Raw genomic sequence first — 12,389 nt, forward strand, 5'->3', positions numbered from 1 at the left:
TATAGTTGTCCAAATATACAAAGTATTTATAAATTTAAAGAATGACAACCATAGTTTATTGAATATTTTTATATTTGTTAAAAACTATATCTTTTGGATAAGAAACCTTCAAGATTAAAAATTTGTTTAATTACCGTAACACTTTCAGATGGTGGTGCAGAACGCGTTGCTGCGTTGTTATCTAAATATTTTGATAACCAGGAATTTGAAGTCTATCACGTGGTTTTTTCAGGAAAAGTGGAATATGATTTTTCAGGTAAAATTTTCCATTTAGAACATTTAAAAGATAAAAGAAATAGCTGGTGGAGTAGAAGCAAGCGGTTTTTTGCTTTGAAGAAATTCTTCGCCAACAATGATTTTGATTATGTAATTGATTTTAGAACGAAACCTCTTTTATTACAAGAATTAATAATTCACAACTTCGTTTATCCGAAATTCATACAAACAATTCATAGTTTTAAGCTGCAATCGTACCTTCCAAAAAACAAATTTTTAGCGAAATTATTATATAAAAACTGCCAACAATTTATCACAGTTTCGAAAGGAATTAATGATAAAGTTAGTTCGAAATACAAGTTTATTCCTTCTCAAACACTTTACAATCCAATTGATTTTGAATCTATTTCTGAAAAAACAACTGAAGCTATTCCAGATGATTTTCAATATATTTTATCAGTTGGAAGTATGAATAAAAATGTAAAGCAATTTGATAAATTAATTGCATGTTATGCGAAATCGGTTTTACCATCAAAAAATATCAAACTGATTATTTTAGGTGATGGAAAATTGAAAAATAAATGGATAAAATTAGTCGAAAGCTTGAATTTACAGGAAATGGTAGTTTTTAAAGGCAATGTGAAAAATCCGTTCAGATATTATAAAAATGCTTTGTTTACGGTTTCAACAAGTAAATATGAAGGAATGCCAATGGTTTTATTAGAATCTTTAGCGTGCGGAACTCCTATAATTTCTTGGGATTATGCTTCTGGTCCAAATGAAATAATTGCAAATGAAAAGAATGGTTTACTAGTCGAAAATCAGAATTCAGAAAAACTTATTGAAGCGATTAATCTGTTTGTTTCAGATAATAATTTATATTTACAGTGTAAAGAAAACGCGCTAACAAGTGTAAAACAGTTTAGTTTAGAAACTATTGGCGCCGAATGGGTTAGCCTTTTTGAAAAACAAAGAACATAAAATGAATTATAAAATTATAGATATCCCTAAAATAAATAACAAAAGTGGTAACATTGGTGTTATTGAAAATAAGACTATTCCTTTTGATGTAAAACGAGTATATTATTTGTTTGATATTCCAAGTGGCGCTAAGCGTGGCGGACATGCGCATAAAAAATTAAAACAAGTTTTAATAGCGATTTCTGGAAGTTTTGATGTGGTTTTGAAAGATGGAAATTCAAAAGAAATTATCACTTTAAATCGCCCAGATAAAGGTTTACTAATTGAAAACAATATTTGGCGTGAGTTAGAAAATTTTTCTTCAGGTTCAGTATGTTTAGTTTTAGCTTCGGAAGAATTTTCGGAGGATGATTATATTAGAAGTTATAAGGACTATTTGAGTTTTGTGAAGTAGCCATTGTCATTCTGAACTTGTTTCAGAATCTACTTAACTATAAATGAGATGCTGAAACGAGTTCAGCATGAACTGTGTTAAAAAGCAAATTTATGGTTAATTAATTTCTAAATAAAATTCATTTTTAGTTGCTAGAGCAAATGCTTGTTTTAGCAATTTGTTAACAACTGCAATTAAAGCTACTTTTTTAGGTTTTCCTTTTGCTACTAATCTATCATATAATTCTATGCACGCTTTATTATATTTTTTTGCCGCCCAAGAGCAAACATATAACATTGCTCGAATTCTACTCATGCCCATTTTGCATATCCTAGATTTTCCTTTTACACTAGTTCCTGATTCAAAAATTCTTGGACTTAATCCAACATAAGAACAAAGCTGTTTTGCGTTTTCAAATTTAGTAAAACCAGCACTTAAAACGATTAAAGCTAATGCTGTCTTTCTCCCTATTCCAGGGATACTTTGTAATTGATTAAATAAATTTTGGTGTTCTATTTTTATCAGAGCTTCCATCTTTTCTTCAATTAATTGAATCTCTTTTTCTATTGCTTTTATCATTTTACACAATCCTTTAATAACTAAAGTACTAGGTGCAGAATTAAAACTAAACGCTTCTTTTTGTCTTATAAATCCAGTCCTATTTTTGTTTAATTGCTCTACATAAGCTTGCATCTGTTTCAATTCTAAAACATAATCAGCCTCTGGGTTCCATTGGTTTGGTGTTTCAGTTTTTCCATATTCTGCAATCATTTGAGCGTCTTTTTTGTCTGTTTTGGCACGCATCATACGCATTTGACAAAATCTTCTTATCACTAAAGGATTTATCACACAGACTCCAATTCCTTGTTTGTTTAAATATGTGGCTAAATTTAAATAATATGGTCCACTTGCTTCCATAACACAAATTGATTGTGAGCCTCGTATCAACTTTAATAACGCTTTAAATCCTTTTAAATCATTACTAAATTTGTAATGAGAATATTTTTCTTCCTCATTTTTTAATGCAACATCAAAACTTAATTTTGAAATGTCGATTCCTACATAATTACATTTTTTTATCATAACTTTGTTTTAGACAAAAAAGAGTAAACGGAAGAAAAACTGCTTTTGACTTATCAATCCTAATTACAGGCTTTAATGCCTAATGAACTGTCCAAGTTCAAAGCAGAGAGGGAAAGGAACTAGCATGCTGAACAGTCTTTGATGACCAATGACAAAACTTAGTTTGTATCTTTCCCTTTCTTCTGTTGAAAACTTTTTATGATAAATTTACTTTAATTATTGTTAGTCCTAAAGAAAGTACAAACATAGGATGACAAAATAACTAATACGTACTAGGCTTTATTCCTAATTTCAATAAAATCAACTTTACTTTATCTAAAAAATTTAAAACAAAACGCGGTACTTTTAAAAGCAAATTTTGTTTCCAATTCAGATTGTTTTCATTTATGTTCGCAATCATTTTTTTCCAACGCAAGTCGTTATTTTTCTTTAAACGTTTTCCTAAAACATAGCGTTCAAAATCGAGATATTTCTTTAAATCGGAATTGGTTTTTGCCCAATCTTCATACAAATCATAATCTGGAATCGTTTTATTTACAATCGAACTTCTTGTTAATTGGTTATCCGTTTGCATAAAATAACTCATTTGAACCGAATTGTCATACGCTAATTTGTAGTGATAATTGGCTCTGATGTTGAAATCTAAATCCTGTGATAATTGAATATTTTCGTTATAAAACCCAACATTTTCATATACTTCTTTGTGAAAACAAACCGAACCATGGTTATAAAGTCCTTGTTTAATATTAATCTTGAAAAAGTTCACATAACCCACAAATTCTTCGGGCAAACTATCAGAATTATTATGTGGATTTTTTACGGTTGTGTCCCAGATTTCTTCATAATTAGTTCCAAATATTCGCGCTTCCGGGAAATTTTGAATCAAATTATATATTTTTTCTAGAAAAAAAGGTCTCCATAAATCGTCCGCATCTAAAAAAGTTACATAATTAGAAGTTGCTTTTTTAATTCCAGTATTTCTTGTAGCTGCTAATCCGCTATTTTTTTCATGATGAATAACATGTACTTTTTCGGATACAAATTTAGAAGCCATTTCCACACTTTTATCTGAAGAACAATCGTTTACAATTAGCAATTCAAAATCAGTAAAAGTCTGATTCAAAATGCTTTCTATAGCACCTGAAATATACTTTTCTTTGTTGTAAAGCGGAATTATGACGGTGAAAAATGGCATATTATTCTTCTAAAATATAAGTAAATAATTCTTTCCAGCTGTGTAAATCTTCATTGGTATTGTATGCTGTTTTATTACCTTGAAAGATATGTTTTTTGGCTACAATTTCCGTTATCATTTCAGCTAATTCTTTTGGGTTTTCTAAATTAAAAAACGATACATTTTCATAATTTCCGCAAGCTTCTTTCGCGTAAGGCAAATTCGCTAAAAGCATATTTTTATGATGTGCTTTTGCTTCTGAAATAGGTAAACCCCAAGTTTCTATCTTTGATGTAAAAACCAAATAATTAATTGAATTATAATATTTTAACATCGTTTGTCTGTTTAATAACTTTAAGCGATTTACAGCAATTGATTTGTATTTTTCGTTTAAATAGTTAACATATTTCATATCGTTATTTTTCAATCCTGTAATGTGAAATTCGCACAGATTTATAACTTCTTCAGGAAGTAATTTGATTGCTTCAAAAAGGTATTCAATGTTTTTAAAACTTTTCGGAAAACTAGGATAGAAAAAATGAATTTTGTTTTCGTTTAAAGCTATTTTTTCATTCGAAATTTCTTCTACAAATTGAGGAGTGGCAACTTTTACATTGGAGATGTTAAATCGCTTTTCGAAAATTTCTTTTATCCAATGTTGTTGTACGAAAACCGTATGATTTTTAGTGATGTTTAATTTAAACAAATTGTCATATAATAACGAGAATATTCCAATTTTATAATCGAATTTCCAGTCTTTCCAAGTAGGTTTAAAAAACGTTGTTGGATGATGGCAATATACAAATTGTTTTTTAGCAACCACTCTTGGTGTTGTGTCGTGTAACGAAAACCAAACATCAGGTTTTAGTTTTTTTGATAATTTTTTAAAGTAAAAGTATTCGTAATATAATCGATATAACCAAGATTTTTTGGAATGAGGAATTTCAATTAATTGAATGTTTGGAAAATTAAATTTCGTAACGTCATGAACCAATGCAATTACCTGAATTTCTTTGTTCTTGTTAAATTCAGATAATTCTTGCAAAACATTGTGAAGAATAGTAAATATACCACCTTCAACCATATTTATACCAGAAATTACAATTTTTTTCTTCTTCAATTTATTATTATTTGATACAAAAATACGAGTTATTTTTTTAATTCTCTAAAGTAGTTTTTTCGGAATGAAATGACTCTGTTTTATTGATAATTGTGCAATTTATCGAGAATTTTAAATAAATTATCGAGTTTATTTTAGTTATTGAATTTGTATGTGTAATTTTATAATGTTATAATAATCAGCCTAATAAGTCTGCTGGAAGATAAGGTTGAAATATTTTTTTAGATTTTTATTGTCAAAAGCTCAAATCAAATAACCGCATTAATACTTATTTTAAAGGTTTTTGACAGCACTAGTTTGGCTGGAAATTGATAATTGAAAATCTAAGTTAAACTCGAAACAATTTAACATTGTTTCGAGTTTTTTATTTTTCTAAAAGCATTTTTCCTGCAACAAGCACTAAAACAACTGCAAAAATTTTCTTTAATATTTTCTGATCTAAAGTTAGTGCGAATTTACTTCCAACAATACTTCCCACCACAAAAAACACGGCGATAATTGCAGCGTATTTTAAATTCAATTGTCCTTCTTTATAATAATTGAAAACAGCAACAGCAGTTACAGGAACAGCTAAAACGGCTAAACTTGTTCCTTGAGCTTGATGTTGGTTAAAGCTAAAAAACATCACCAATAAAGGCACCATAATTATGCCACCACCAACGCCAACTAATCCGCTTAAAACACCTGCTAAAATTCCAATTAGAATTAAAGACAATATAATTTGTATGGTCATTTTGCTTTTCATTTATTTATTGTATCCTTCTGTTGGAATTTCAAATTCGTATACTTTTTTATCAGGATTGTCTAATTTTTTATCACGCAACCATTGGTTATGTGTTTTCAAAATTTTATAGTTAATACCTTGACTAATAGCAAATGCAGACAAATTTGTTATTGTGGAATCGACAGAAATTCGTTTGGTATTCAATTTTGGATATAATTCTTCTTTTGGAATTAAATAACCATATTTTTCAGGGTTTTTCATGATTTCTTTTAAAGCTAAAATTCTGAAAACATAACGAGCCGTTTCATCAGTTAGCCATAAATTATAATAATCAGAAGATTGTTGGAAAGTGATATGATTTTGTAAACCTGTCATTCCGCCATTATAAGATGCTGCAGCAACGGTCCAATTCCCAAATTTGTTTTTCGCTTTTAATAAGTATTCACAAGCTGCTTCAGTTGATTTTTCGATATGATATCTTTCATCCACTTGTTCAGTTACTTCTAATTTGCTTTCTTTTGCCGTTGCTGGCATAAATTGCCAAACTCCTTTTGCACCAGATGGCGAAACAGCATTAATTAAGCCACTTTCAATAACGGCTAAATATTTAAAATCATCTGGAACACCATATTTTGCTAATATAGGTTCGATAATTGGAAATACTTTATTTGCCCTTTTTAATAAGATTGTAGTTGAACCATGCATATTCATATTAATCAACATTTCTCTGTCTAAACGTTCTTTGACGTCGGCAAGGTTAGTTGGAACTTTTTCACCGCAGAAATCCATATCTAAGGGATATTCAACGTGATTTTTCTTTGGAACGTTGTTATATGATTTCGAGAATATAAATAATCCGCAAATTGCAAATAATGCAACTATTAATAAAGTTTTGTGTATCGTTTTCATAAGTCAGTTTTTTTATTCTAAAATAATTTTCGGTAAATTTTCATTTAACCATTTGTGTTTTGTGACAATCATAATATGTGTACCGCCTTTTACCGTTATACAATTTTTGATGTTACTTATTGGAAAAACCATATCTTCATCACCATGAATGTGTATTACTTTTTCATCAGGAATGCTTCTTTGCCAAAGCAAAACGTTTTCAATTGCCCAATCTAAATATTTTGTTTGTTTCATAAATAAATACTTATTGTACAATTGTACTCTTTTCGCAATTAATCCTCGGCCTTTTACGTATCTTGATAAGTAATTTACTTTACCTAATAAGCTTGTTGGTAATACTTTATAAAATTTAGTGGCTTTGGCTAATTTCATGTGAAGGGGCAATTCTTGATTGCTTTTTACACTAGAAATAATTATCGTTTTTTTCGTTTTTACAATTTTTGACATTTCCTGAACCATTATTCCTCCAAAAGACACGCCAATTAAAATTACATTTTCATGTTTTATGTTTTCACACATTCTTTTGGCATAGCTTTCTATGGTTTCGTTATGTACTGGCAAAATCCATTCCAAAAAATGTGTTTCAAATGTTTCTTCTGGTAATTTTATATTTTCGAATATTTCAACGCTCGCAGCTAAGCCTGGAACAAAATAAACTTGAATTTTTGACATGTTTTAATTTCTTTAATGCCTTAAAATTATGATATAATTTCAATTTTATATAATTTTTAGACTATAAAAGTCAATTTTACATTAAATATTTTCTATTCTGATGGTTTTCATTTAATTAGTGCTTGACTAGTCTTAGTTTTTTTCGTAAATTTGCATCACATTTTAACAAACAATTAAGATTTGTTAGTATTTAAACAAGATTTTATGCTAGTTGAGGAAATTAAAGACAATGAATTGTTAAGACAGTTTGAAACAAAAACTGACAACGGACTTTTAACTATTGAGTACGCTATACAAGAGCGAAAGATATTTTTGACTAAACTTTGTGCGAATGAAAATGAAGAAGAAGACAGAGTAAACGAATTTATTATTTCAGTTTTAGATATTGCTCAAGAACGTAAATTTAAAGTGGTTCCAACGAATACAAAAATTGTTTCTTTTTTTAGAAAGAATAAAAGATTTCAAGAATTACTTCCTCCAGGAATTAAGATTTAATTTTTTTTTAAAAAAATAAAAAATCCCAAAACCATATTACATGTGTTTTGGGATTTTTCGTCAAATAAAACCTAACCTAATTCTTACCTTTATTTTATTTTTACAATAATAAATTCGCTTCGTCTGTTCATTTGGTGTTCGTCTTCAGTACAATATACATCATCTGCACATTTGTTTACTAACTGAGTTTCCCCATAACCTTTAGCAGTTAATCTGTTTCTAGCAATTTTATTTTTTACAAGATATTCCATTGTCGATTTTGCTCTTCTGTCGGATAACGCTTCATTGTATTTATTTGTTTGACGACTGTCTGTATGAGAACGAATATCAATAACCATATTAGGGTATTGTTTCATCACTTCGATAATTTTTTGTAAATGCACTTCAGCATCAGGACGAATATTTGACTTGTCTAAATCGAAGTAAATTTTACTAATATTGAATATTTTCGCTAAATCAGTTCCTTCATCAATAGGAATTTGTTTTTTAGAAAGATAAATGTCATTAGTGTTTACTTTGCCATCAATTGCATTTGTTGTTAGTTTGATTTCTGCAGGTTCGTATTCTTCTTTTAAAGCACGGATGTAATATTTTTTACCACAATCTACTTTAAATGAATAATATCCCTTTTCATCAGCAACTATTTTCTCTACTTCATTCATTTCATCATTAAACAAAATTACTGTGGCAGCAGGAATAGGTAATTTGGTTTGCGCATCGTACACAATTCCTTCTGCTTTTTGTTTACATTGTTTTTCGTTGAAATAATAAATATCGTCAAAACCTTTTCCGTTATCTCTGTTTGAAGTGAAAAACCCAGATGTTTTGTCGTAAAATGTAGCAGCAAAATCGTCTTTTGGACTATTGATTCTTTCTCCTAAATTTTTAGGATTTTCGAAACTACCATCGGCGTTAATTTCCGCTTTAAATAAATCTAATCCACCCAATCCTAAATGCCCGTCTGAAGCAAAATACAGATTTCCGTCTTTATCAACTGAAGGGAAAGATTCTCTACCAGTTGTGTTTATTTGTTTGCCTAAATTTTCTGGACTTCCGAAACTTCCATCGCTATTTCTATTGACTTTATAAATGTCTGAATAACCGTTTGTACCTGCCATGTCAGAAGCAAAATACATCGTTTTTTCATCTAAAGACAAAGCAGGATGTGCAAAACTAGATTCGTTATTATTGAATGACAATTCGGTAATATTGTCCCATTCACCATTCATTAATGTCGCTTTGTAAATTTTTACAAAAGTACTTTTATCATCACTTTTTCCTTTTTTTCCATTTAGGAAATTGTTTCGAGTAAAATACATGGTTTGTCCATCTTTTGTAAATATTGGAGACGACTCGTTGAACTTAGAATTTACTTTTTTGGAGAAATTTCCAGAATAGGTAAGTGTGGTGTCTTTATTGACATTCGCTACATAAATATCTGTAAAATTCTGACCTGTCCAATCATGTGTTTTTTTTCTCACCGCAGCAGTATCAACGGCAGAAGTAAAATATATTTTATTGCCAGAATAAGAAGGGCCATAATCTGAAAACTCAGTATTAACATCAGTTGGTTTAATTAAATAATCTTTAGAATTATTTTTTATATCCAATAAATAAGAATCCAAATCTTTTTTACCTTCCGAATTTGAAGTTTTGTCATAATAAATACGCATCATTTTATTAGCTTCGTCATAATTTCCTAAAGCTTTTAAACAATGGGAATATTTAAAATATATTTCTGGATCAATTTCAGTATTGTAAGCAATTAACGCTTTATAACATTGCGCTGCTTTTTCAGTTTCACCGTTTAAATAATATGAATTACCTAATTTTTCGTATAAATCAGCTGATTGATACCCATTTTTCAGTATTTTTTCATAGACTTCAATAGCATCAACATAAGCAAATGAACTAAATTCTTTATCCGCTTTAATTAATTTAGCTTGTTGTGCATGAACTAAACATGAAACAAATAATAGGAGTATAATAATTTTTTTCATAATTCAAATATTTAGAAGAATCTAGGTGTAGAAATTTTAGTATTTTTAAAGAACTCATATCTTAAAAATATCTCATGTGATCCCGAATTATAGTTTGATAATTTGGTAGTTTCTAAATCATATCCATATCCCAAAAACCAAGAATTTGAGAATTGAAAACCAGCTAATAAACTAACTGCTGATTCTAATCTGTAAGAACCACCAATTACAAATTTATCATTGAACATGAAATTTGCATTTACATCTAATTGTAGTGGAGCGCCTTCATCAACTTTTGCCATGAATGAAGGTTTAAATTTCACAGATTGACTCAAATCAAATACATATCCAGATAATAAATAATAACTCACAGATTTTGTATTTATAGAGATGTTTTCTGAATCATAATATTTCGTTTTGTTAAAGTTGGGAACCGAAGCTCCAACATAAAACTTATCGGAATAAAAGTAAACACCCGTTCCAAAATTTGGAGAAAGTTTACCATCTAAATCTTGAAATTCTGGGTCATTTTCTTGAAATATAATTAGTTTTTTTGCATCTAAACTATATAAATTCGCCGTTCCTTTTATACCGAATGATAGTTTATATTCACCATTTAAAGGTATAATGTATGCAATATCAGCTGAAATTGCATTTTCTTGTGTTGGTCCGATATTGTCATTTACAAATGAAACTCCAACTCCAAACTTACTATCTCCAACATTCGTATTTACCGAAGCTGTATTTGTTACAGGAGCGCCATCTAAACCTACCCACTGATTTCTGTGTAGTACAAATACATTAAACGTTTCTCTGGTTCCAGCATAAGCGGGATTCACATTAATGGTATTGTACATATATTGTGTATATTGGGAGTCTTGTTGACTATAACTCAAAATACCAAACAATAATAAAAGATTGTATATATAATTTTTCATAGACTAGTATTTTACGTATAAATATCCTGTTTTTTCAAAAGAGTTGTTATCGCTATCATTATATTTTAAAATATAAAAGTAAGTATCTCCTGGTAATTTGTCATCACCAACTGTTAATTTATTTTGAGATTGTCCGTCAAATGAAACGCTGCTATTGTTGTAACCTTGAGCTTTATAGACGTTTACACCCCATCTGTTATAGATTTCTACCGTATTATTTGGGAAGCAAAGTATGCCTCCAATCGTAAATACTTCGTTTAATCCATCACCATTTGGAGAAACAGCATTGAAAACTACAATGTCACATTCGGCTAATACTTCACATTCGTCAACTTGTACATAAATTTCGTATATCATTGGACAAGGATTGTTTTCTACACTTACAATGTATCTTATTGTATAGTATCCGTAAGCTAAATTTGCAGGATTAAAGATACTACCGCTAAGTGCACCGGAAGAATTTACTTCAACCCAAGTACCATTTTGTGGTAAATTGTCTGGCAATAAAGTAAATAAATCTACAGTTTCATAATAACACATTGTAAATGGAATAGCATCAAATGGATCACCAACTGAAACGTTTATGGTTTGAGAAAAACTAGCATCATTACCACAATTATCACTTACGGTCCATTCTCTAACAATTACATATTGATAAATTGAAATGATAGTTGTAGTTTCTGTGTATACTATATTTGGGTCTACACCAGAACAATTATCAGTAAATTCTAAATTCGGTTTTGGAGGAATTTCAGAACAAATTGCGTCAACTTCTGTACTCAGTTGAGTTACTAAAGTTGGAGCTGTATTGTCATATACCGAAATTGTTTGTGTATACGATAGATCATTTCCACAGCTATCAGTTATTGTCCAAGTTCTTAATATGGTGAATTGCCCAGTACAAGCACCTTCATTTTCCACAATATCGTCGTTTGTAGTTATTGTAATTTGACTACTACAAGAATCTACTCCAGTTAATTCTTGTGGAACTGGAATTGCATCACATGAAACACTTATGTTTTGAGGTAATTCAGAAGTAAATACTGGATCTGTTGTATCTTGAATGGTGAAAGTTCCAGATGATGTAGAAGAGTTTCCACAAGCATCAGTTGCTGTAAAGATTACGGTTGCAGAACCAGTCATTCCACACAAATCAGATAAAGAACCTGAATAATTGTTTGACCAAGTTACTGATGAACAAACATCTGAAGAAACCGCGCCACCATTAGAAGCTAACCAAGCAGCCAAAGCAGCAGTATTTCCAGCTCCATCACACTCTACAGTTGAATTACTGGCTTGAGTACTAATTGTTGGATCAGTTGTATCTTGAATAGTAAATGTTCCAGATGATGTAGAAGAGTTTCCACAAGCATCAGTTGCTGTAAATGTTACAGTTGCTGAACCAGTCATACCGCATAAATCAGATAAAGAACCTGAATAATTGTTTGACCAAGTTACAGATGAACAAACATCTGAAGAAACAGCGCCACCATTAGAAGCTAACCAAGCATTTAGTTCAGTTAAGTTTCCAGCACCATCACATTCTACAGTTGAATTACTGGCTTGAGTACTAATTGTTGGATCAGTTGTATCTTGAATAGTAAATGTTCCAGATGAAGTAGAAGAATTTCCACAAGCATCAGTTGCAGTAAATGTTACAGTTGCAGAACCAGTCATTCCACATAAATCAGATAAAGAACCTGAATAATTATTTGACCAAGTTAC

At 29.9% G+C, this 12,389-nt stretch carries 12 protein-coding genes; 3 read left to right on the forward strand and 9 right to left on the reverse strand.

Annotated features, from left to right (window positions below):
* Nucleotides 1-93 precede the first annotated feature (93 nt).
* Nucleotides 94-1,197, forward strand: a complete 1,104-nt coding sequence (locus G6N05_RS14580; RefSeq protein ID WP_166131369.1) for a glycosyltransferase — start codon at nucleotides 94-96, stop codon at nucleotides 1,195-1,197.
* 1 nt (nucleotide 1,198) lies between these two features.
* Nucleotides 1,199-1,591 carry a sugar 3,4-ketoisomerase gene (locus tag G6N05_RS14585; protein WP_166131372.1) on the forward strand — a complete coding sequence of 131 codons (393 nt, stop codon included), beginning with the start codon at nucleotides 1,199-1,201 and terminating at the stop codon, nucleotides 1,589-1,591.
* A gap of 96 nt (nucleotides 1,592-1,687) precedes the next feature.
* Here G6N05_RS14585 and G6N05_RS14590 read toward each other — a convergent pair whose 3' ends face one another.
* The 6 genes from G6N05_RS14590 to G6N05_RS14615 all read right to left on the reverse strand — a co-directional run bounded on the left by G6N05_RS14590 (nucleotide 1,688) and on the right by G6N05_RS14615 (nucleotide 7,252).
* Nucleotides 1,688-2,653 carry an IS110 family transposase gene (locus tag G6N05_RS14590; RefSeq protein ID WP_166131376.1) on the reverse strand — a complete coding sequence of 322 codons (966 nt, stop codon included), beginning with the start codon at nucleotides 2,651-2,653 and terminating at the stop codon, nucleotides 1,688-1,690.
* Between the two features lie 262 nt (nucleotides 2,654-2,915).
* Nucleotides 2,916-3,848, reverse strand: a complete 933-nt coding sequence (locus G6N05_RS14595) for a glycosyltransferase family 2 protein (RefSeq protein WP_166131379.1) — start codon at nucleotides 3,846-3,848, stop codon at nucleotides 2,916-2,918.
* Nucleotide 3,849: 1 nt separating this feature from the next.
* Nucleotides 3,850-4,947 (reverse strand): glycosyltransferase, encoded by a 1,098-nt coding sequence (locus G6N05_RS14600; protein ID WP_166131382.1) that lies wholly within the window; start codon nucleotides 4,945-4,947, stop codon nucleotides 3,850-3,852.
* A gap of 364 nt (nucleotides 4,948-5,311) precedes the next feature.
* Nucleotides 5,312-5,680 (reverse strand): sulfite exporter TauE/SafE family protein, encoded by a 369-nt coding sequence (locus G6N05_RS14605; protein WP_166131385.1) that lies wholly within the window; start codon nucleotides 5,678-5,680, stop codon nucleotides 5,312-5,314.
* Nucleotides 5,681-5,692: 12 nt separating this feature from the next.
* Nucleotides 5,693-6,580 (reverse strand): lytic transglycosylase domain-containing protein, encoded by an 888-nt coding sequence (locus G6N05_RS14610; protein WP_166131388.1) that lies wholly within the window; start codon nucleotides 6,578-6,580, stop codon nucleotides 5,693-5,695.
* 12 nt (nucleotides 6,581-6,592) lie between these two features.
* Nucleotides 6,593-7,252 (reverse strand): alpha/beta hydrolase, encoded by a 660-nt coding sequence (locus tag G6N05_RS14615; RefSeq protein ID WP_166131391.1) that lies wholly within the window; start codon nucleotides 7,250-7,252, stop codon nucleotides 6,593-6,595.
* Nucleotides 7,253-7,456: 204 nt separating this feature from the next.
* Here G6N05_RS14615 and G6N05_RS14620 point away from each other — a divergent pair, with 204 nt between their 5' ends.
* Nucleotides 7,457-7,747, forward strand: a complete 291-nt coding sequence (locus G6N05_RS14620; protein ID WP_166131412.1) for an N-acetyltransferase — start codon at nucleotides 7,457-7,459, stop codon at nucleotides 7,745-7,747.
* 89 nt (nucleotides 7,748-7,836) lie between these two features.
* Here G6N05_RS14620 and G6N05_RS14625 read toward each other — a convergent pair whose 3' ends face one another.
* From G6N05_RS14625 to G6N05_RS14635, 3 genes are all read right to left on the reverse strand, one after another.
* Nucleotides 7,837-9,747 carry an OmpA family protein gene (locus G6N05_RS14625; RefSeq protein ID WP_166131394.1) on the reverse strand — a complete coding sequence of 637 codons (1,911 nt, stop codon included), beginning with the start codon at nucleotides 9,745-9,747 and terminating at the stop codon, nucleotides 7,837-7,839.
* Between the two features lie 11 nt (nucleotides 9,748-9,758).
* Nucleotides 9,759-10,664 (reverse strand): PorP/SprF family type IX secretion system membrane protein, encoded by a 906-nt coding sequence (locus tag G6N05_RS14630; protein ID WP_166131397.1) that lies wholly within the window; start codon nucleotides 10,662-10,664, stop codon nucleotides 9,759-9,761.
* A 3-nt stretch (nucleotides 10,665-10,667) separates the two neighbouring features.
* Nucleotides 10,668-12,389, reverse strand: a 1,722-nt coding sequence (locus tag G6N05_RS14635; protein ID WP_166131400.1) for a T9SS type B sorting domain-containing protein, incomplete at its 5' end; no start/stop codon positions are given.

Origin of the sequence: Flavobacterium bernardetii (assembly GCF_011305415.1) — a bacterium.
GTDB classification, from domain to species: domain Bacteria; phylum Bacteroidota; class Bacteroidia; order Flavobacteriales; family Flavobacteriaceae; genus Flavobacterium; species Flavobacterium bernardetii.